A 19449-nucleotide genomic window follows, 5' to 3' on the forward strand; every position below is an offset into this window, starting at 1 on the left:
GGCAGGCATTTCAGGGCGTTACCCCCTCATTCCACCTGTCGGAATATCAGTTCTCCTAAACTGAACATTTACACGTTCATTATTTAGTGCCTAACCTTTTCAGTTAGGAACGTGTCGCACCCCACTCAAATTGCCCGTGCTTACGGTAATCAAAGTACGCCATCGCAAGTTTAGCAAAGAAAAAGACCGCCAGAATCAGGTCAATTGCAGGAAAAACGACCTTGTTCACCACGGTCTTGATTTGCCCGGAGGCATCGTTCCATGTTCCTTCAATCGCTCCCGCCACATCGCCGGAACCTGCCGCATACGCTGTCGTACCGAACAGTCCGATAATCAGCAGCATGACACAGAGCATAGACAGGATTCGTTTCATTTTCATAGGGTTACCACCTTTCATTATTGGTTTTGGGGCAGAAAAAAAGGCTGTGAAGTTCTTCACTCCACAGCCATGTTGTTTTTCTGCTGTTGTTTGCTACATAGAAAGCCGGGGCTGCTGATTTTGCTCCAACATAGGAGAAACCTCTATCACCTCCGGATTTGCCTGAAATTTAAAGTCACTACGGAAACCGACCTTTAACCTGCTGAATTCCTTTGCCGCCGCCAGCAGCTCGGGAGGACTGCCGTGGGGTATCTCCTGATTCCAGCGGACCCATTCACCATTCTGGTATCGGGGTGTGAGTCTAAGAATCACATATTCCTCCGGCACAAAGGCTGGATACCGTTGGAGTATACCGTTTACATCATAATACGGATTACCTTCCTGCATGACCGTTCTTTCCATCAATGACAGAGTATCCTCAAGAGAAGTGCAGAACCAGCATTCCCGGTCACCAAACCGGCGTATTCTGCCGTCCTGCAAAATGCTGTCCAGCCGTTCCTTTTTGGTGTAATGATATAGGCTGCCCTCCGGTTTTTCAATGCGTTCATATGCCATATTGTACCTCTCAATCCGGTTTGACAGGCGCAATGTGCCAGTCATCCCAAACGCTTCCCTGGATGTTTACTGAGTCGGTCAGATTCATAGAAAGCATTCCCGAAGGCGTCCAGCAATCTATCAGCCATGTGTAGGGAGTGTAGCTTCCGTTTGGCATCCACACGGGAGTGAAGTGGGTTCTGCGTTTGTAGGTAGAATACTTGTTGGCAGCAAATTCAAACTTGGAGCTATAGCCGGATTGGGTACGCTCTAAAAGCCGCCAGTACGTCTGATATTGAAATTCTGGAAAATAGGTAACGGCATTCTGCGCATCGGTCACCGCAGAAGATTGATTGGTACTGACATTAGCAGTGGTGCTTTGATTGATGCCGTAACCACTTCCCATGGTTTTTCCCGAGGCAGTCGGTATCTTTGCATCTGGCGTGATGCGCATGGTTGCAGAAAGACTGGCATGATAAGCGTCCCAATCGAACTCCCACCATCCTTCGTCTTCCCACCATCCATCCTCATCTTCATCACCGCTGTGCCAAACCCAATATTCATGCCACCACGGGCGCCAGACACCCCAAGAGGCCGAGGTCTTCTGTTCCTTGCTCGTCACGGACGGTTTGGTATAGCCGTCGTTCCGGTCATCTGCCACAGGATTAGGCGGATCATTCCCGGATAGGTCAACGATTTTAGCTGTAATGGTACCCTTGCTGGCGGAGCCACTACCCGATACCGACACATCAATGGTCATTGTCTGTGGTGTGGAGGGTGTCCTCCAGCGTACCCATACCAGTTGGCTATCTCCATCTGGGTAGTACACGCCACTGACGGTATAAGTTCTGCCACCTATGTTGAATCGGACTGTTACCGGATGGTCAGGATCGGACTGTCCACCGCGAACAGTGACTGCGGTGATGACATCGGTATTAACGCGGTACTCATAATCCCATGCAGTCACTTCGGGTGGTTTGTTAGGTTTTTCCTTAAACCTGACAACACCAATTCCCAGGGATGAAATGATATCAACATTAGAAGCCGCTGATGTTCTTGAGCCTGACCATGCGGGATAACCGAGATCCGATACCTCTAAAAACATTGCTAAGGGCAGGTTTTTGTGGCTAAGCGAAACCATCTTGCTTCGCAGTCCACCACCTAGCTTCTGATCGTAAAGCGCTGCTTCGGTGGCTGTCATTGCCATTTTTACACCCTGAAATGTAATATAGGCAATAGGTTCCAGTAGAAGCTTGTATTCGCCGTTAATTAATACATCATAGTTCATACCGGTAACTTGAGCGATATATCGGATAACAAGTTCATCTGTAAAATAACTTTTAATTTGTACAATGCTTGCCTGCCCACTGCCTGAACTTATTATTCGAGGCATGGAAAGAGCTGGTTTTAAGCAAGTGTACGTTGATGTGGTTGGCGAAACCCCATGCCCGTTGGTATATGCAATTTTCGAGACTTTTCCAAAATGCACAGAGACCGATGGGGTTTTGTTTGAGAAATCTATAGGGGTTGTTACAGTAGCTCTATCGCTTTCACGAACAACGGTAATTCTAACACCCTCATTGCCAGAATTCCAATAGTTTTCGCTGGTACCGCTGCCCATGCCGCCACCTCCATGATCAATGTTTCCATCTCCTTCGGCATGGGCGGTGTTCGGCAAAAACGCAGAAACTAGCAGCACCAGTATAAGCAAAATACTGAGATGTCGTTTCATATGATACCTCCCTGAAACAGTAAAAAGCACCGAATAATCGGTGCTTTTTATGCTATATTCTTTTTTGTGGGCTAATCCATCTGCCCCACTTTATTTCCTGTCAGCTCATCGCCCTCATTACCCACAGTCTCCTGTTTAACACCGCCACCTTCATCTTCAATCCATCCAAAGCCCGGCACATATATTTTCCCATCTTTCTTTTCTCCGCCTGCCGGTTCCTGCGGCGTTGTCTTTACCGTGCCCTCCGTCTTATTCTCAGGAGGCTTGCTTGGATTAGCGGCAGATTGTTCTTCTTTGGAAGCTTCCGGCTTTGGTTTAGGTGCTTCTGTAGGAGCAGGTGGCTTCGTAGGCTCTGCCTGGATGCTCTGCTCGGTACCAGTGGATTTTCCGGTATCCGCACCCTCCGTCACAGCTGGTGTTTCTGTCGGATCAATTGATGGTACGCTGATCTTCGGCGTTTCCGAAGGCAGCGTGGAAGGGTCAGGAATATCTGCGCTAGGGGTGACCTCACTGGACACCGCCTGCGTTGGCAGTATCTCCGGTTCGTTGGGAACCTCTGTTTTAAACTGTGAGGCAATTGCTATTACAAGGGCGATGCCCACAACACCGAGTCCTGCAACTGTAAGTCTGCGTTTTGTTTTTTCTGTCAGTTTCATGTAGGATGACCTCCTTTTCGTGAATGGTTGATGGTATGTTTTTCAATGACACACCATACTACATAAGTTTTCGGAAGTCTATGGATAATCCGAAAACAGCTAAAATAAAGGCATATATTTCGCCTGCGTTTTGAGGTTAATCACCATCGGTGGGAGCAGTTTGCCCCCAAACCGTACCGGAACCTCCAATCGAATCACTGCATCAGCCAGAAATCCACGGCTGTTGTTTGGGCTGCCCGGTGCCAGCGGCATATTTTCTAAGTTTACAGATAGTCGTGAGAGTTTGAATTCCAAGCCATCTCCGGCATATTTCACATGATATCCGCCTTCGTAGCGCAGCCCCAACAGCTCGTCCAGATACCCATAGATGTCGCCGTAGTCAAGGCTTTCCTCAAATTCGTCTGCAGATGGTGTATACGCTCCGGCATAACCTTCCCGGACACCGTGATATACATCGTCATAGCTGTCATTCACGGTGAAAATGACAGCGGATTGAACCGCGTCCCGGACGCCCTGGGCAATAATCGCAAGTCGGATATACTCGGCGGCTCCGCACAGCACCATCAGCAGCACCAAGGCTACTGCAATAATTAAGGGAAACGAGGTTCCTTTGTTATCTTTTAGAATAGCATATTTTTTTCCATTTGTCACTTCCAATACACCTCGCTTTTCCCGCTGGCCTGTGCTTTGAGCGTAACCGGAAAGCTCCCGAATCCGCCGAATAATCCAAGGTCTGTCTGCACGGTCACTGTCACAGTAACATCCTGATTTAGCTGGATTTTTCCGCTTTTCGACCATGAGATATTGGGATTAAGCCCGGTCTTTTCGGTCAATACCTGCGCTCGTAAGTTTGTTTCACTTCCCACACATCCGGCGATTTCCGCTTCCCGGCACAGCTCGGCGGCATAGGTGTCCAGCTTATTCTTTGTAACGAATACAGGCAGGACGCTGACTGCCACCGCGATGACCAGCATCACGCACAACACCAGCACGGCTACGTCAATATAACCTTCACCGCGCCTGTTTTTCAGAATTTTCTTCAGCACAGGGTCACCCCCTCCATGGGAGTCTGCTCCTGCTCTATATCCATTTCATGAATGTAATCACTGAGCAGATGCCATGCACCATCACTGAAACGGGCATTTACAACCTCCTGTTCCAGCAGCTCTTCTGCAGGAATTTCCACTGCATACTCTGGGCTTCCCGGATGCCCCTTCGTGCTCTGCCCATCCTGCAGAAGTTGTGCCTTTTCCGGTGTCAGATACACATATCCGCCTGGCGTCATCATATCATAGGCAACGCCTTGGTGCTTTTCAATGAACTCCCGAACAGTTACAGGGCGATCCCGGTTTGTGGACGGTTCTGCGACTTTTGACAACGCATAGAGTTTTTCTGTATCCTGGCTGTCCATTACCACCCATAGCGCATGGGAGAAATCTTCATCATGCACCATCCCCATGCCGTTCTCTTCAATCCATCTGTCACGCATGATTTCCAGCGGATTTTCATAACGCAGCAGCCATGCGGCCTGCTGCTCATCCACACAGCTCATGAGGTGTTTTTTTGTCATCTGAACCGCATAGATTTCCTCTGCTTTTTCAATCAGTTCCTCCGGTGCAAGTGCTGCCCATTCTGCGGTAAATGCATTGTAATTCTCCTGCAGGCGGTCAAACAGCAGGGATTGATATTTGTCTTCCAAAGTTACACCTCCAATCTAAAACATTGTTCCAAGAGAATTTATAATCTCCAAGGCGATGATGGCGAGATAGGTAAAAAGAAAGCACATTAGCATAATAAAGGAGAATATCCGAATCTTCGGCGGGATCTTCTGTGCCTGCCCCTTGAGTCTCTGAAGCTCCAGCGCTTTAAAATCATGCGCCAGCATCTGAAAATACACAGCGCTGTCATCGCCGCGCAGTACGCCAATGAGACCTCTGACCACATCAGAAAGCATGGGCGAATTAAGTCTTGACTCAAACCGGGTCATCGCCGCTTCATAGCTGGAGGAGCGCATGTCGGCTGTTAGCACATCCAGTTCATGGGCAAAGGCAGGTCCGGCATTCTTCTTGTAGGTTTCAATCATCCCCAGCACATCCCGGCTGGCCTTTAGGGTCTGCTCAATGGTTGCCACAAATCGGGGGAGCTCACCTTCTACCTGTTCTCGTTTTTCCCGAAGCTGCTCGTCAGCACGTTTCGTTTCCTGAAAATAGGTCAGCACTGCCAGAATCAACAGTACCGGAGCCAGCAGCGGAAGCAGGAATAGGCACGGCAGCGCACCAAATGCTATGGCTCCGGATTTGGTAATGGCATAGGCCGTATACACCTCCGGTGTCATGGAAATGCCGGAAGCCTTCAGGATATTTGCCATCCGGCTTCGCTTGTACTCATCCATCCGGATGTATTTCGAGAGCTTTACCGCACCTGTCATTAACCACGCTTCCACTGTTTTAGCAGCTTTCTTATTTTCCTTGCCGGCACCCAGCATGGCCTTTCCGGCTCCCATGGCGGGAAGCTTTAGTACATCTGCCAATATCAGAAATAACCCCGCGGCAATAAGGATTCCGGTAAAAAATAACTGTGTCATCATCCCGGTCACCTCCTGTACTCAATAGGCTTGGTCAGCCGTATCACAAATGCCGCAGAAATAAAGATAGCGGCAGCGCAAATTGCCAGAATAATCTGTCCCACCATGGAGTGCATCAGCGTATGATACCAGTCCCTGTTCAGCATATACATAATGGGGATATTGCCCACCACCAGCATCGCCATGATGATGAATTCCTTGCGTGGCTCAGATACCAGATACTCCAGCTCCGCATTGACAATCCGCATATCGCTGAGCTTTGATACAATGGGCGTCAGGGTGGTTTTTAGGCTTCTGTCATAGCGGCAGGAGCTGATGGCATCCACCCATTCGTGGAACACATCGTTCTGAATCTTTGGCTTCATGGCATGGAGTGCAGCTTCCACATCCGGGTCAATGAGCTGGGTTTGTGCCAGAAATTCTGTAAACACGTTTTTTACCGGCGGATTTAAGTACTGTACGCTTTCCTCCACGGCGGTGAGGATGTCCTCATTTCTTAAGTAAGATGTGGTGATAATGGAAAGCGCGGTTTCCAGCTCAGCCGCCACTGCTTTTTTGTAATGAGTTGCTGTCAGTCGGATGTACCAAAAGGGCAGGAACATCAGCCCCGCCGCCAGCACCGGCACCAGAAACACATTGTTTAGCAGAATAGCAAAGGCCGCCCCTGCCGCGAAAAGTAACAGCGACACCGCGCACACCATCGAAAAGCGGCTTGCACGACCAGTAAGCTTTAAGATCTCCTGCACTTCAATGATCTCCCTGCGCAGAAAACGGGCCTTTTTCCGGTTCGTGCTTTCGTTGATCTGCGCGCGGATGCTTTGATCCTTTCGGGTCAGAAACCCGAACAGACCATCTGTAAATTCCAGAGGAGAAAGGCCGAGGATGAGAAAAGCACCTGCAATCAAACCGATGCAGGCAGTTAAAAGGATTCCTGTCATGCGGCACCTCCCATCGCAAGAATGCGCTTCAAGGTACTTTGCGGCATGCCGTTCTCCAGCAGCCTTCTCTGCAGGCTCCCTGAGATGCCCTGTACGATCTCATGGTGTCCAGCAATAATGAATTTTCCGTTATCCATACGGTTTTCGGTGATGTGGTACTGGAACAGCGGACGGAAGTTTCTTGTGCCGTCCGGCAGGATCTCGCACTCCATGATTTCCATGATGCGGCGAGCCTTATTCTCAAGCTGCTTGCAGAACACCACAAGGGGATAGGCTTCTGTCACATAGGCCATGAGGGTTTCATCAGACATATCCACCGCGCGCTTGCACAGGGATACCATTCTGCGCCATGTGGCCTCACAGCTGTTAGAGTGAATTGTGGTCAATACCGTGATACCGGTTCGGGCTGCTTCCTGGGCTGCGTTTGCCTCGGCGCTTCGCATTTCTCCCACCACTACATAATCCGGGTTAAAGCGCAGAGACATATCCAGAAGACTGGTCTGCGTAATCCGCTGCCGTTCATTTTCACTGTCGCGGGTCAGGGTGTGGATGACGCTGTTTACGACTTGCCCATCCCTGCGCCTTACCAATGCAAGCTCGCGGGAGCCGTTTTCAATGGTAAAGATGCGCTTTCCATCCGGGATAGTGGTCAGAAGCCATCCTGCCAGCGTGGTCTTGCCGGAGCTGGTGGCTCCTGCCACGCAGGTGGACACGCCGTATCGCAGGCATTCCGATAAAAAGTCCAGCATCGGCTCGGTGGCTGTGCCGCCTCCGGTAAAGTCATCCTTTTGCATGGACTGCGGGTTTACAATACGGATAGAGGCGGCTACGCCAACATCTTCATCCACCACTGGAGACTTTAGAACCGCAATACGGATATTCTTGCTTAAATGCCCAAGTGCAGTAGGGCTGGCATTATCTAACACCATGCCGGAGACATGCAGCATGCGGCGCACCACATTGATTGCGTGTTCGGGACTTTCAAAGTGTTCCGTAAGCTTCTTGGTGATGCCGTTGCTATATTGGACCTCCACATCGTCCCAGGCGTTTACGTCAATTTCCTCAATGCCCTCCCCAAAGATGTACTTGGTCAGAAAAGAAAACTCGGCCATTTCGGTATAAAGTGCGTCAGTGAGCTGTGCCTCGGTCATTCCCGCTACTGCTACCCGGTTATCCTGGAGGTACTTGGCAATATACCGTTTGATTTGCTCTTTTCGCTCACCGTTGCTGCCATCCGTAATGAGTCCCGCATAATGGGAGGAAATATGGGCCTGAACCTCCCGGAGGACGGAACCAAATTCACGGGTATTTGAGGATGAAAAAAACAGACTCTGAGAGCCTGCCGCAGTTCGTGTCTTATCTATTTTCATAACCGGAGCAGACACCGTCTTCCGGTCTACATTTCCAGGCTTCTTTCGGCTCATACGCCAAACACCTCCTTTGCTATTTTTTCAATCTCCTTGCGAAACCCCCGGCTATCCTTGAGGCTCAGCTCCCCAAATAGATTTCCGCACAGAGCCAGATTTTCCAGCTCATCGGAATGCGGGAGCTGAAACACCACATTGCCCAGCACCTGTTCAATATGCTCTCCTGCCTGATTGGAGCGTACATTGGATGCCACCTTATACTGCTTATCCGCATCCCATTTCTGATCCTTCAGCAGGGGCAATTGGCTGGATAGGTAGCTGATGGATTTTAAGTCGCAGTTTACCAGGCGAAGAACGGAGTCGGCCTCCAGCAGGGAAACCGCTGACAGAATGTCGTGAGCAATATAGCTGCCACAGTCGATGATGATGTAAGGCGCGATGTCTCGCAGGTGGTCGATCAGTTCTGCCGCCAGCTCCTGGCTGTAGGGCGGATAGGTAAACACATTTTCTCCCTTGAGCATACCGATCATGGTCAGGTTGCCGATTTTCTTATGGGTCACGCAGTTCTGTTCAATGAGCAGATTGCTTACATGGGTGGCGGCAAGGATACTGCCAAGAGAGCGTTCGCATTCCAAGTCACCGGGCGGGCAGATGCAGGGAAGCATGGGGGCGGTCATATCACACAACAAAAGCGCCACATTCTTTTTTTGTTCGGCAAGGTATTTGGCAAGACGCACACTGACGGTGGTCTTTCCGCTGCCGGGGCTGCCCCATACTGCCAGCACCTGCACATCCTGTTCCGGTTCCTCCGGCAGGGCTTCCTTTTTCTCTCGGGAGAACAGGCTTCCCTTCATAAAGTTCAGCATGTTATTCACCTCCTGCTTCTGTGGCAGGCATCTCCGTTTCAGCAGATGGTTCTGTGCCGGAAGGCTGTGCTGTCTGAGTATCGTCCGATACTGCGGGTACGGGATACAGCTTGGCGATAACCTCATCCTGCAGCTTAGTAAACTGAACGGCATTTTCCTTGGAACCCCTGAAAACAAGTGAAAGGTGAAGCTTTCCATCCGCTTCCAGCGCTGCAAGAATTTTTGCTTGTTCGGGCGATACCAGCAATGTCACAGTAGAGGGAAGCTCCTTTTCCTCTTCCTCTTCAGAAATCTCTCCAGTGTCTGTGTCATACCCAGTGCTGGCCGTGACGCCGATCACCTCTACATAGGTCAGTTCCGGGGGGATGACTGTGGCTCCCTGCTTTTTATAGTCCGGTGCAATGACCGAGACAATATCGCCTGAGATGAGCTTGCCGGAAAGCCCCTGGGCAAAGTTTTTGATGCTGACCGAAATGGCCTGTTTATCTCCATTTAAGCTGTACAGATATGCATTTTCAGCAGCTGGAACGTCTGAGAGCTTATCAGTAAGGATATAATCTCCGGGAAACAGGTCCGCTTCGGCATATTTGCCAATCACCGAATCAGGCTGGCGCAGTAAGTTCTCCGGCAGGTTATATCCGCCCACCTCCACTGTCTGCACAGTATCCTTTGTGATCTGGTCGCCGGCTTTGATCTCCTTTACCACCCGGACAATACTTGTTTTCTGCGATACGCTTTGGTTAAACAGCGGAGTAAGCGCAAAGCAGATGAGTAACGAAAGCACGATGCAGAGTACCCCCAGCATCGTGCGGTTTTTTAGAAAACTCATAGAGTCAATTCCTCCTTCTTTCTATTAACATTCGGATTAGAATTAAAAAAAGCGGCGGTTTCGGAATCTGCGGATAAGCAGTGCTGCAACTGCAGCAACCGGAACGGCAACACAAGCGACAGTAACTAATGTTTTTTTCATGGGATAGTCCTCCTTCAAAATAAAAAATAGGCTGCAAGACAGCCAATGGATAGAAAAGGCGCGAGGGGGTATGCCCTTGGCACAGTCCTCCCCCGCAGTTTTTGGATGATAAAACACAGCGTATGAAACAGAAGAAGCAGGATAAGTCCTGCCACTAACGCTGTCATTCCGTTGTAAAAGCCCAGCACCAGACCGGAAGCCGCCATGAGCTTGATATCCCCGCCGCCCATGCCGCCCCAGAACAGGGCGGCACTGAGCAGGACGAGGCTGGGAATCAGTCCAAGCAGTTTTTCCGGCGTAAAATCAAGCAGAGCGGTCAGGACGATGCATAGGCACAGCAGGTCGGGGACGATCCGTTTGCGGATATCCCAAGCGGATACCGCAGTCAGCAGGACAATAAAAAAGCCGCCCTGCAGCAGGAGCCACGGATCAGCCACCATAATTGAACATATCAACGATACGCTGTTTTAATGTAGGTAAGACGGTCTCCCCGAACAGGGCATACAGTCCGGCCAGCACCAGAGCCCCAATGACAACAGCCATAAGGATCTTAATTGCCGTGTCGACGAAATTTTCCCCGTCCTTTCTGCGGAGCAAAGCCTGTGCTTCCAGCGCCTTTGTGGTGAGCTTATTGCTTACCTTGGATACGAATTTTTTCATTGAGATGACCTCCATTTTATTTGATTTGGTTTTTAATATTGGTGTATGGGTGACATGGCAAGACTACAGCCCTGCCATCTGCATACCGGGCTGCTGTTCCGGCTGGGAAGCCTGTTCCATCAGCTGTCTGCCCTGGGTCTGACTCTGTGTCAGTGCCTGCTGGTAGGCATCAACAACCGCTTGATTCAGCTGCTCGCGGAACTCCTTGGTGACCGGGAAGCAGATATCCTTGTACTCGCCATTGCCCGCCTTATAGCTGGGCATGGCAATAAACAGCCCCTTGGTGCTGTCCACGATTTTAACGTTGCGGATAGCAAAGCAGTCGTTTAGGTTGACCGATGCATACGCTCTGACATTTCCATCCGGACGAATGGAGCCGATTTTTACATCGATCTTCATAGGGAGCGGCTGTTCAGCGGCGGTTGGTACGGCTTTCGGTGCAGTTTGTGTTTTACTCATGGGGGAATCCTCCTTCTTCAGATTCTTCTACTTGCAGTGTCTGCTCCCCGGCCTGCAAGAGTGCCTGTCGGTATGCTTCCAGTACCACTTCGTTGATCTGCTCCCGAAGCTCTTTTACGATAGGAAAGCAGGTGTCCCGGTACTCGCCGGAGGTACTTCTGCGGCTGGGCATAGCGGCAAACAGACCGGTGGGTGTTTCGATGACCTTCACGCCCCGGACAACAAAGCAGTCTGCCAGCGTAATGGATGCAAAGGCTCTTACTCTGCCATTCAAGTGAATCGTATTGATACGGGCATCGATTCTGATGGATGTTAATTGCTGGTTCATGTGTTTTCCTCCTTCATTTTCAGGCAATAAAAAAACAGCCCTATGGCTGTGTGGTTTATGGCTACAGATTCATTTGCGGCCCTTCAATTTGTTCCTGCTCCGGCGCTTGAAATGAGATTTCCTTGAAACCAAAGGTATCACAGTAATGAAAGGTGCTGCCGCTTTTATCATACAGCTCCAGCACATCTGACATAGACAGACTGTGCCCTTCATAGCCGGGTGGGTGGTCGACATTAAATTTGGTATAGAGTGCTTCCAGATCATTGGTGTCCACCTCGCCGTCGTACACCACTTGATAGCTGGCGGGGTCCGGTTCTCCGAAGCGTCTTGTAAAGTCGTCATAGCTGATGAATTTCATCATCACATCCGTTTCAGGTGCAATCTGCCACACACGGCAGCGCCTTAGCAGTGCAGCGTTGCCCTCCGGATCAAGGGTTCCCGCCGCCAGACGCTCGAAGGTGCCAGGGCTCCATTCCACTTCCAGTCCCTTTTTTTCTGTGAGATAGGATTTCAGTTCGTCGGTTTGGAACATAGGATCAACCACAGCATTTTCCCCGGAGAGATAGCCTGCCGTGTTTCCGTAGTACAGAATGAGGTTATTTTTAATCTGAATGTTACTCATGAAAAGCCCTCCTTTCCAGGTGAGGCTGATTATTGGAAGTAAAACTCCACACTGTAGGTGATGTTGGACTTGTTATACATGCAGTCGTGATTTGTGTAATAGTAAAACTCCAACTGACTGTAGATGCCGGGCGAAAGGGAACGGCTGAAGGTGATGCCGTTAGTGGTAGTTCCGTAGTCGAGCTGATCCCACTGTCTGGTCAAGGTATTATATCCGCGGACACGTCCGTAGTCGCTGCCGGAATGCCCGGAAACTGGCGGCACTGTGAAGGTGTAATTGGTAATGGTCGCACCGGAGATACCCTGCTCCAGAATAACTGATTCCGGACCTGTCAAAGTCATACCACCACCGCGATTCGGGTCGGCTACAAAGAAAACAATTGCGGCCCAGGGCGATTCGGCGCCGGTGGAGTCCACAGCTTTCACGCGAACCACGTTCTTGCCAAGCGGATAAGCTGTACTTGTTTGTGCGGGACGCCCTTCCCAAATATAGGTGATGGCATCTCCATCCGGATCACTGCTGGAAGCAGTAATGGTGATGGACACGCCCGGGGCTATGCTGTTTCCATTCGGTGTGCGGGTAATCACCGGAGTACTGGGTGCAGAATTGCTTACAGTGAAGGTGATATTCGTCCAGTCAGAATATAACCCCCATACATCCTTGGCACGGACCTTCACGGTGTGAGTTCCCACGGCATAATAGCCGTCGGCGGTGTTGCCGGAGTATTCCAGTGTGACAGTATCCCCATCCGGGTCGGTAGCCGATGCAGTAAGATTCACCCGCAGCTTGGCATTTTGAGCCGTGCGGGTAACGGAAGCACTTCCGGTAGGTTTGTTCGGTGCATTGTTGGTAATGGTGACATTTTGAGAGTAACTAAAGGCGCGCCCCGTGCTGTCTGTGGTACTGGCAGTCAGAACATAGCTGCCTGTGGCACTGATGGTGATATTGCCGCCACTATTGGTGAGACTTCCGGTGTAAGCTGCCGGACTGCCGCCCTTAGTCAGCGCCCACACAAGATTTCTGCCATCCAGTCCGGTGGCTGCCGGCAGGGATACATTAAAACCAGCGCCGATATGAACAGAGGACGGAATGGTAAACGGGAAGCTGGCAACAGGCTTAATTGTTCCTGCATTTGAAACAAACGTAAACTTGCGGCCGTTTGTATCTGTTGCTTCTGCAATCAACTTAACGGAGATCGTTTTGTTGGTAGAGATATGCAGATTTCCACCATTCTTGGTCAGAGCACCTGTTGCATACTCAGTATAAGGTCTGGCGGCTCCGCCATCGACAGAAAGGAGCCATGCCATGTCCATTTCCGCCAGCTCGGAACCCGAAGCGGTAACTGCCATGGAATCCCCGCTGTAGGTCAATGCCGGAACGCTGATGTTCATAGTTGGGATAGGATAGACAGTGAAGCTCCATTTTCTTTCGTAGGTACGGCCGGCAGGGTCCGTCATGGTCAGGGTCAGCTCATAGGTTCCCTTTGCAGGAAAAATGAGGGAGCCGCCTTCTTCTGTCAACGTACCGGAAGCATAAGCAGCATAAGGCTTGGCTTCGCCTGCGTCCTTGCTGATTGTCCAGTAAGCAGCGAGGTTATCCAGATCTGTACCGGTAACGCTAACCGCTCCAGCTTCTCCTGCATACCATACCTGCGGCACATTCAGCGTAACAGATGGTACCGGGTAGACTGTTGTAGCTGCTTTGTACGAGAATACACGGTCAAGCGCATCCGTCATGGAAGCAGTCAGGGTGTAGGTTCCGACATCCTGAAAGCGGATTTTCCCGCCGTAAGCATTCAGACTGCCTTCCAATGCATTGGTAAGTTCCACCGGTTCCCCATCTTTTGTGAGCACCCATTCTACCGGCAGTGTATTGTTATTGCCGCGGGTACGCAGATCAATGGTGCGGTCGGTATGGGTGGCGTCCGGCAGCTCGAAAGAAAGCGTCAGCACCGGCAGGACTTCAATTTTCCCGCCATCCTCATACAGGAACACACGACCGGTTTCGTCGGTAATCCGGGCAATAAGCTCATAGATTCCTGCATGCTTGAACCGGATAGTGCCGCCGCCGTTTGTAAGCGTGCCGTCTAGATAAGTTGTAAGATCCTGGAATCCGAAGCTGTTCTCCAACAGCCACTCCACCTTTAGATCCCCCAATTCCAAGATTTCTGGAATAATGGATACGGGGGTATCCGTATGGGCAGTTTCCGGCAACTTGTAGGTGATACCCGGTACCGGATAGACCTTAATAGGTGCAGTATAGCTGTAGCTTCTGCCAGCAGGGTCTGTAAAGGCGGCCTTCAGCACATATTCGCCCTTTTCCTTAAAGCGCACGATGCTTTCGGTACCGGTCAGAGTTCCTTCCACATAGTCCGAGAGCGTGAGCGCTTCACCGTTTCGGGTCAATGACCACTGAATTTCAGCAGTCCCAAGATGTTGGAATGATGCCTGCACCTGAACACTTTTGTCTGTATGGGAAATCTCCGGCAGATAGAAGCCAACAGCGCCCACCGGGTAGATGGTAACAGCCTGTGATGCTTCAAAGGTTCTGCCAGTTTCATCCGTCAGCGTTCCGGTAAGACGGTACACGCCTTTGTCCTTAAAACGAACTTTGCCGCCTTCATCGGTCAGGGAGCCTTCCAGTTCCTCTGCGATTTCAGCCGTTTCTCCATTCTTCATAAGGCTCCACACCACAGGCATATCATCTGCATTTAGCAGTGTGGTAGAGATGTCCAGCTCCGTATCGGTATGGGCTGCTTCAGGAAGTCCAAAGGTAATCTCTGCAACGGGATAGACTGTTGTACTTTCCGTATGGGTAAAGCTGCGGCCAGTTTCATCGGTCAGGGATGCTGTAAGTGTCTGTTGTCCGGAACTCTTGAACACAAAGGTGCCGCCCTCATTTCCAAGCGCACCATCCAGCATATCGGTAAGAGCTGTTGTTTCACCGTCTTTTTCTGCTGTCCACACAATGTCATGCCCATAGAGCGCTTCCGGTGAATACGACAGCGTAACCGATTTGTCTGTGTGAGTGGTTTCCGGCAGGGCGAAGGTCAGGTCAACCACCGGGTAGACCGTCACCGTTTTGGATAGCACGGTTTCCTTTCCTCTGACGTTTTTCGCTGTTGCGGTCAGGGTATATTTACCCGGCTCCTTAAACTGGAGTATACCGCCCTCCAGACTGAGCGTGCCGGCATCTGTCAGTTCTGCCGGCTGTTCTGAGCCGTCCACGGCAGTTTTACTCAACGTCCATGTAAAGCTCTGCATATATTTCCATACCGGCATAATCTTGATTTCAGTATCGGTATGTGTAGTTTCGGGAAGTTCAAAACGCACCTGCGCATCCGGGTAGGAATAGGAACCTCCCCCTGAACTACCACCGGAGCCGCCGCCGGAGCTTCCTGAATCATCATCGTCATCCGAATTTCCGCCGGGTGTCGGTGTTGGCTTCACAGGATCAGGCGCATTAGGTGCGGGTGTTGGCTTGGGTATTTCCGGTGTGGGGGTAGGTGTTGGAAGAGGTTTCGTTTTATCAATCAGATCCTTGGCCTCACCCTTGGTAACCGGATCATTCGGCTTCAATTTTCCGTCAGAATTTTCTCCGGTAATACCATCCTCTTTTCCGATGATGATATAGCCCTTGTCGCCATCCTTGATGTCCTTGTCATCGTCATAGCCGCTGTGTCCCTGGGTGTTTTTCGCTTCCTCATTCTTTCCGCTGATACGCACCAGCATCTTGATGATTTCGGCACGGGTGATCGAATCATCGGGATGGAAGCCATCCGGATAGTCCGCAGGATCAATGATGCCTGCATCAATCAGCGCCTCAATGTACTTTTCCGACCAATGTCCGTCAATATCAGGGAAACTGGCCGGGTCTTTCTCCACGTCCTTTGTGTCCAGCGGGATATCCCGCACCATAATAGTAGCGAATTCACCACGGGTTAGGATCTCATCCTCCGGGATAAACAAATCGGGACGCTGTTCCATAAAAACAAAAATCCCGCCGCCGATCAGCAGCAGGAGGAGAATGAGGATGACGATTACGCCAACCCTTCTCTTTTTCTTTTCTGCCATGAGAATACCTTCCTTTCAATTTTTTATAAAAGGAGCCAAAGTCTGCAACGCGTTACAGCTTCAGCTCCATGCCGCTATTTTGTTCCTGTTCTTTGCGATGTGCATCCAGTATCTCCTGCGTTGGATAGATGAGTTTACCATCCACCATATCAAAAACGCAGAAATCATCCCGGTCGCAGACCATGATTCGATGCTGATATTCCTTCTGCAGGTCGATGTAGTCCTGCACCTCCTTGGGGCTGCAAAGCCACACACCGGAGGTATAGCGGTCATCCGGCAGAAAGCAATAACCGCTGTACTGAGGCTCATGATTTTTCAAGTCCAGCGCTCCTGCCGGACGAATCTGTGACAGCTGGAGTCTGGCATGATCCGTAAGAATTTCAGGCTTCGCAATGCCGAGAATGTCACTGCGGTTCCAGCGTATCTGTTCGCCATCTGCCAGAGATACGGCAAAGACTGCACGTCCACTGGGATTTTGCTTGCTGCCAAAGCCACCGGTACAGAAATACAGCTGATGATGTGCACTGCGATGGGATTCAGGCAGTGCGGCTGCGCTCAGTACAACCACCTTTCCCTCCAGTGAGAGATCATATCCTGTCTGCCGGCAGTCTTGCGAAGTGAAAAGCTTTTTATCTTCCACGAATTAATTCTCCTTCCTTTGCTTGAGCAGCTCCGTTAAATCGGTGATGAGGCTAAGCTGAGTTTCATCCGGCATACGCTTAATGGCAGCACGAACATAGGCTTCCACCGCTTCAGGCGACTGGTCGCCTACCTCGATAAGCGCCACCTTCTGAATGCTGACTGCACCCTGACGGACATTCAGCTTCACGATATCGCCGTAGTCCAATCCGGATGCAGAGCGCATGTCCTTGGGAATCAGTACTCTGCCCTTACTGTCGATAATGCGGTATGTGTTTTTAGCGTTCATACAAAGTAACCCTCCTTTCTCATAACCTCCCGAACGGTATCGGGGTGAATACCAAGCTCTTGAAAAAGCCCGGTCAGATCCTCTGGCAGCTGATTCAAAATATCTGAGGCAAAAATGACAATGGCACCGTCCCCACAGATGATTTCCAGATCACTGTCGGTGGAAATCCCTGCATCCTCCAGCAGCTCTGCTGGTAGATTCAAACTGTTCTCGTCATCTGATTCATCCTCATCCTCCGGTGCATCCGACAAAGCACACAATGGTACGGCAACCTCGATGCCGGATTGGGTAAGTAAAAGCAAAGGTGCTGATTCCTCCGCCTGGGATGCAAGAATGACATCGACCTGTTCACCGGGCATCAGTCCTGCGGGAATAGCAGGAAGCGTCAGAAGTCCATGGGTATCGACGACCGCTTTTGTTTTCATAATTTTCATAGGATGTTTCCTCCTTCATAAATATCCCTTGCGGGAGTTGGGTTATTGGTCAAAGAAAAAACCGGCGTCAAAAAGATTGAGCTGTGATGGCATATCCAGCAACCTTTCGCCGGTATCATAGTTGGAAATCAGCACCTCGGCGTACTCACTGCCATTGTCATAGCGCTGTGCCAGATTATTAAGACGGCTGACCGATTCAATCTGAAAGTCTTTATACAGCTCCCGAATGAATTCGCAGTCATTGTAGCTGACCAGAAACTTACCCTTGCAGGCTGTCAGCGTATCCCGCAAACGGTAATGATCCTCCTTTCTGAATTCAACAGCGTAATGTCCTTCTGTCTGATAGTAGGGAGGATCGCAATAAATGAAAGCATTTTCTCTGTCGTACTGTCGGATGAGGTCTTCAAAGTCCTTGTTCTCTATGACCGTATCCTTTAAACGAACATTTGCCTGCCAGAGCAGGTGAAAGGCTTTCCGGATATCAAAGGGCTGACAGCCGAAGCTGGTGCATCCGCTTCCGTAACTGTATCGAATGAGTTTATAGAAGGCGGCGGCACGCTTGACATCATTCATGACTGCCTTTTCTGTAAGAATCTGCCGGATGTCTTCGTACTCAAGTGGGGAGATATATCGCTCGGCAAGTTCTAACTCCTTTGCGAGATACTCACTAGTGAATTCCTGCTTCTCCAAATATCTGCGAAGCACACCAAACTCATCTCGCCCATTCAGCGGCAGGAAATTCAGTTCCTGAATCAGTGCAAGGGTTTGCTCCTTAGCACACCGGAACATGTTCGTGAGGTCGTAGTTAAAATCGTTGTACACCTCCATGGCGGTATCAACCGGCCGACCAAACAGCACCCATCCACCGCCGCCGAAAACCTCAATATACCGCCCGAACTCTTTGGGCATCCGCTGATAGATTAGCTCCCGCAATGCTTTTTTTCCACCCACCCAGCTGATGATGCTGTTCATTTTTTCACCTGCCTTTACTGCGGCGGTTGATGGCATCAACATCCGTTTTCATACATGTTCCATCCGGACTCCAGCAAATGAAACCGACACGGGGATAAGGACAGCCCTCGCACCGGGAACGCTCGGCTGGCAGTGGAACGCCATAACGTTTTGGTGGACCGGTTGCTCCCGCACCCGGCTTTTCTAATGGATTTGCTTTTTGATTCATGATTTATGCTCCTTTCGTTGAAAACAAAAAAGGCGCCGCCTTTTTCCAAAGACGATGCCTCATGTTTTCTTATTCTGTTAATGATAGTTGATTCGGAAAAAAGAAAAAGCCCCTCTCAGTTTCAGGTGAAACTAAAAAGGCGCTACATATTGAGATGTGTTCCACTGCACCTTTGGGTTCTCGCAGCGAAATCATTAACGATAACATAGGTTCATACATCCTATGCAAATGTTACCGCTTTACAAAAAGCGAAATATTGCGTACAATACGAGCAGTTGAACTGCTCAATGAAAGCTGTAGCAGTTCAGTGTTCTTATTGTATAAGGAGTGATCATCAGGATGACCTTCGGGGATAAATTCAAGCAGGAAAGAAGCAGGCTTGGCTTAACACAACAGGAAACAGCAGACGGTCTGCAAATTAACCGCCGCATGATCACACGATATGAAACCGGGATCTCGTTTCCCCGCTCCAGAGATGCCTATAAAAAGATTGCCGGCTTTTTCGGAGTGGATGTTAACTACCTGCTGTCCGAAGATCAGGAGCTTACTGTCGTTGCCACTGAGCAGTATGGAAGCCGGGGCATGAAGCAAGCGCAGGAGATCATTGACGGATTAGCCAGTTTATTTGCTGGCGATACTTTGTCTGAGCAGGATAAACATACAGTTATGAAGGCATTGCAGGATGTTTACAGGGAATCGAGAGCAATGAAAACAGGTTAATTTTAATCGGCGCAGATAA

General features: G+C 50.2%; 23 protein-coding genes and 1 pseudogene. 2 read left to right on the forward strand and 22 right to left on the reverse strand.

Annotated elements, in window-relative coordinates:
* Positions 1-115: 115 nt before the first annotated feature.
* The 22 genes and pseudogenes from QOX26_RS02495 to QOX26_RS02600 form a co-directional block, all read right to left on the reverse strand.
* Positions 116-379, reverse strand: a pseudogene (locus QOX26_RS02495) (DUF3852 domain-containing protein); the annotation flags it as partial.
* A 93-nt stretch (positions 380-472) separates the two neighbouring features.
* Complete coding sequence (locus QOX26_RS02500; RefSeq protein ID WP_283673316.1) at positions 473-934, reverse strand: hypothetical protein; 462 nt, start codon at positions 932-934, stop codon at positions 473-475.
* A 10-nt stretch (positions 935-944) separates the two neighbouring features.
* Positions 945-2645, reverse strand: coding sequence for a hypothetical protein (locus QOX26_RS02505; RefSeq protein WP_283673317.1), 1701 nt, complete (start codon positions 2643-2645; stop codon positions 945-947).
* Between the two features lie 71 nt (positions 2646-2716).
* Positions 2717-3301 (reverse strand): DUF6550 family protein, encoded by a 585-nt coding sequence (locus QOX26_RS02510; RefSeq protein ID WP_283673318.1) that lies wholly within the window; start codon positions 3299-3301, stop codon positions 2717-2719.
* Positions 3302-3400: 99 nt separating this feature from the next.
* Positions 3401-3952, reverse strand: a complete 552-nt coding sequence (locus QOX26_RS02515) for a hypothetical protein (RefSeq protein ID WP_283673701.1) — start codon at positions 3950-3952, stop codon at positions 3401-3403.
* Positions 3949-4344, reverse strand: coding sequence for a DUF4320 family protein (locus QOX26_RS02520; RefSeq protein ID WP_283673702.1), 396 nt, complete (start codon positions 4342-4344; stop codon positions 3949-3951). Before QOX26_RS02520 ends, QOX26_RS02515 begins: the two co-directional genes overlap by 4 nt.
* A complete protein-coding gene (locus QOX26_RS02525; protein WP_283673319.1) occupies positions 4341-5000 on the reverse strand; it encodes a hypothetical protein in 660 nt (219 codons plus the stop codon). The genes QOX26_RS02520 and QOX26_RS02525 overlap by 4 nt, the downstream gene beginning before the upstream one ends.
* A gap of 15 nt (positions 5001-5015) precedes the next feature.
* A complete protein-coding gene (locus QOX26_RS02530; protein WP_283673703.1) occupies positions 5016-5885 on the reverse strand; it encodes a secretion protein F in 870 nt (289 codons plus the stop codon).
* Between the two features lie 8 nt (positions 5886-5893).
* The gene (locus QOX26_RS02535; protein ID WP_283673320.1) at positions 5894-6823 is read right to left on the reverse strand and encodes a type II secretion system F family protein; all 930 of its coding nucleotides are present in this window, start codon (positions 6821-6823) and stop codon (positions 5894-5896) included.
* Complete coding sequence (locus tag QOX26_RS02540) at positions 6820-8193, reverse strand: ATPase, T2SS/T4P/T4SS family (RefSeq protein ID WP_283673321.1); 1374 nt, start codon at positions 8191-8193, stop codon at positions 6820-6822. The genes QOX26_RS02535 and QOX26_RS02540 overlap by 4 nt, the downstream gene beginning before the upstream one ends.
* 50 nt (positions 8194-8243) lie before the next feature.
* On the reverse strand, positions 8244-9056 hold the full coding sequence (locus tag QOX26_RS02545; protein WP_283673322.1) for a MinD/ParA family ATP-binding protein: 813 nt from the start codon (positions 9054-9056) through the stop codon (positions 8244-8246).
* A gap of 1 nt (position 9057) precedes the next feature.
* Positions 9058-9885: a Flp pilus assembly protein CpaB gene (gene cpaB / locus QOX26_RS02550; protein WP_283673323.1), complete on the reverse strand. Its 828-nt coding sequence runs from the start codon at positions 9883-9885 to the stop codon at positions 9058-9060.
* A 155-nt stretch (positions 9886-10040) separates the two neighbouring features.
* Positions 10041-10466, reverse strand: a complete 426-nt coding sequence (locus QOX26_RS02555; protein ID WP_283673324.1) for a prepilin peptidase — start codon at positions 10464-10466, stop codon at positions 10041-10043.
* Positions 10456-10686 (reverse strand): DUF6133 family protein, encoded by a 231-nt coding sequence (locus QOX26_RS02560; protein WP_024345959.1) that lies wholly within the window; start codon positions 10684-10686, stop codon positions 10456-10458. The genes QOX26_RS02555 and QOX26_RS02560 overlap by 11 nt, the downstream gene beginning before the upstream one ends.
* A gap of 63 nt (positions 10687-10749) precedes the next feature.
* Complete coding sequence (locus QOX26_RS02565; RefSeq protein ID WP_283673325.1) at positions 10750-11145, reverse strand: SpoVG family protein; 396 nt, start codon at positions 11143-11145, stop codon at positions 10750-10752.
* Entirely contained in the window at positions 11138-11473 is a 336-nt protein-coding gene (locus QOX26_RS02570) for a SpoVG family protein (RefSeq protein WP_283673326.1), read from the reverse strand. The genes QOX26_RS02565 and QOX26_RS02570 overlap by 8 nt, the downstream gene beginning before the upstream one ends.
* A 61-nt stretch (positions 11474-11534) precedes the next feature.
* The gene (locus QOX26_RS02575) at positions 11535-12095 is read right to left on the reverse strand and encodes a YodL domain-containing protein (protein WP_283673327.1); all 561 of its coding nucleotides are present in this window, start codon (positions 12093-12095) and stop codon (positions 11535-11537) included.
* 29 nt (positions 12096-12124) lie between these two features.
* The gene (locus tag QOX26_RS02580) at positions 12125-16168 is read right to left on the reverse strand and encodes an S-layer homology domain-containing protein (protein WP_283673328.1); all 4044 of its coding nucleotides are present in this window, start codon (positions 16166-16168) and stop codon (positions 12125-12127) included.
* A gap of 52 nt (positions 16169-16220) precedes the next feature.
* Complete coding sequence (locus QOX26_RS02585; RefSeq protein ID WP_283673329.1) at positions 16221-16808, reverse strand: hypothetical protein; 588 nt, start codon at positions 16806-16808, stop codon at positions 16221-16223.
* A gap of 3 nt (positions 16809-16811) precedes the next feature.
* The gene (locus QOX26_RS02590; RefSeq protein WP_283673330.1) at positions 16812-17096 is read right to left on the reverse strand and encodes an AbrB/MazE/SpoVT family DNA-binding domain-containing protein; all 285 of its coding nucleotides are present in this window, start codon (positions 17094-17096) and stop codon (positions 16812-16814) included.
* Positions 17093-17530 (reverse strand): hypothetical protein, encoded by a 438-nt coding sequence (locus QOX26_RS02595; protein ID WP_283673331.1) that lies wholly within the window; start codon positions 17528-17530, stop codon positions 17093-17095. The genes QOX26_RS02590 and QOX26_RS02595 overlap by 4 nt, the downstream gene beginning before the upstream one ends.
* A gap of 42 nt (positions 17531-17572) precedes the next feature.
* Positions 17573-18502 carry a DNA adenine methylase gene (locus tag QOX26_RS02600; RefSeq protein WP_283673332.1) on the reverse strand — a complete coding sequence of 310 codons (930 nt, stop codon included), beginning with the start codon at positions 18500-18502 and terminating at the stop codon, positions 17573-17575.
* Between QOX26_RS02600 and QOX26_RS14360 the strand changes: the two genes are divergently transcribed.
* Positions 18489-18689: a hypothetical protein gene (locus tag QOX26_RS14360; RefSeq protein ID WP_442870201.1), complete on the forward strand. Its 201-nt coding sequence runs from the start codon at positions 18489-18491 to the stop codon at positions 18687-18689. The two genes, QOX26_RS02600 and QOX26_RS14360, sit on opposite strands and share 14 nt — an antisense overlap.
* Before the next feature lie 360 nt (positions 18690-19049).
* Positions 19050-19430, forward strand: coding sequence for a helix-turn-helix domain-containing protein (locus QOX26_RS02610; RefSeq protein ID WP_283673334.1), 381 nt, complete (start codon positions 19050-19052; stop codon positions 19428-19430).
* The last annotated feature ends 19 nt before the right edge of the window (positions 19431-19449 follow it).

It is taken from the genome of Butyricicoccus sp. Marseille-Q5471 (genome assembly GCF_951230135.1).
Taxonomy (GTDB): domain Bacteria; phylum Bacillota; class Clostridia; order Oscillospirales; family Butyricicoccaceae; genus Agathobaculum.

What these genes read in the sequence shown, in the direction of transcription:
- QOX26_RS02530 (WP_283673703.1), bottom strand. Translation starts at nt 5,885, where the DNA reads ATGACACAGTTATTTTTTACCGGAATCCTTATTGCCGCGGGGTTATTT.
- QOX26_RS02565 (WP_283673325.1), bottom strand. Translation starts at nt 11,145, where the DNA reads ATGAGTAAAACACAAACTGCACCGAAAGCCGTACCAACCGCCGCTGAA.
- QOX26_RS02510 (WP_283673318.1), bottom strand. Translation starts at nt 3,301, where the DNA reads ATGAAACTGACAGAAAAAACAAAACGCAGACTTACAGTTGCAGGACTC.
- QOX26_RS02505 (WP_283673317.1), bottom strand. Translation starts at nt 2,645, where the DNA reads ATGAAACGACATCTCAGTATTTTGCTTATACTGGTGCTGCTAGTTTCT.
- QOX26_RS02610 (WP_283673334.1), top strand. Translation starts at nt 19,050, where the DNA reads ATGACCTTCGGGGATAAATTCAAGCAGGAAAGAAGCAGGCTTGGCTTA.
- QOX26_RS02535 (WP_283673320.1), bottom strand. Translation starts at nt 6,823, where the DNA reads ATGACAGGAATCCTTTTAACTGCCTGCATCGGTTTGATTGCAGGTGCT.
- QOX26_RS02600 (WP_283673332.1), bottom strand. Translation starts at nt 18,502, where the DNA reads ATGAACAGCATCATCAGCTGGGTGGGTGGAAAAAAAGCATTGCGGGAG.
- QOX26_RS02555 (WP_283673324.1), bottom strand. Translation starts at nt 10,466, where the DNA reads ATGGTGGCTGATCCGTGGCTCCTGCTGCAGGGCGGCTTTTTTATTGTC.
- QOX26_RS02590 (WP_283673330.1), bottom strand. Translation starts at nt 17,096, where the DNA reads ATGAACGCTAAAAACACATACCGCATTATCGACAGTAAGGGCAGAGTA.
- QOX26_RS02570 (WP_283673326.1), bottom strand. Translation starts at nt 11,473, where the DNA reads ATGAACCAGCAATTAACATCCATCAGAATCGATGCCCGTATCAATACG.
- QOX26_RS02500 (WP_283673316.1), bottom strand. Translation starts at nt 934, where the DNA reads ATGGCATATGAACGCATTGAAAAACCGGAGGGCAGCCTATATCATTAC.
- QOX26_RS02540 (WP_283673321.1), bottom strand. Translation starts at nt 8,193, where the DNA reads ATGAAAATAGATAAGACACGAACTGCGGCAGGCTCTCAGAGTCTGTTT.
- QOX26_RS02575 (WP_283673327.1), bottom strand. Translation starts at nt 12,095, where the DNA reads ATGAGTAACATTCAGATTAAAAATAACCTCATTCTGTACTACGGAAAC.
- QOX26_RS02595 (WP_283673331.1), bottom strand. Translation starts at nt 17,530, where the DNA reads ATGAAAATTATGAAAACAAAAGCGGTCGTCGATACCCATGGACTTCTG.
- QOX26_RS02545 (WP_283673322.1), bottom strand. Translation starts at nt 9,056, where the DNA reads ATGCTGAACTTTATGAAGGGAAGCCTGTTCTCCCGAGAGAAAAAGGAA.
- QOX26_RS14360 (WP_442870201.1), top strand. Translation starts at nt 18,489, where the DNA reads ATGATGCTGTTCATTTTTTCACCTGCCTTTACTGCGGCGGTTGATGGC.
- cpaB (WP_283673323.1), bottom strand. Translation starts at nt 9,885, where the DNA reads ATGAGTTTTCTAAAAAACCGCACGATGCTGGGGGTACTCTGCATCGTG.
- QOX26_RS02580 (WP_283673328.1), bottom strand. Translation starts at nt 16,168, where the DNA reads ATGGCAGAAAAGAAAAAGAGAAGGGTTGGCGTAATCGTCATCCTCATT.
- QOX26_RS02560 (WP_024345959.1), bottom strand. Translation starts at nt 10,686, where the DNA reads ATGAAAAAATTCGTATCCAAGGTAAGCAATAAGCTCACCACAAAGGCG.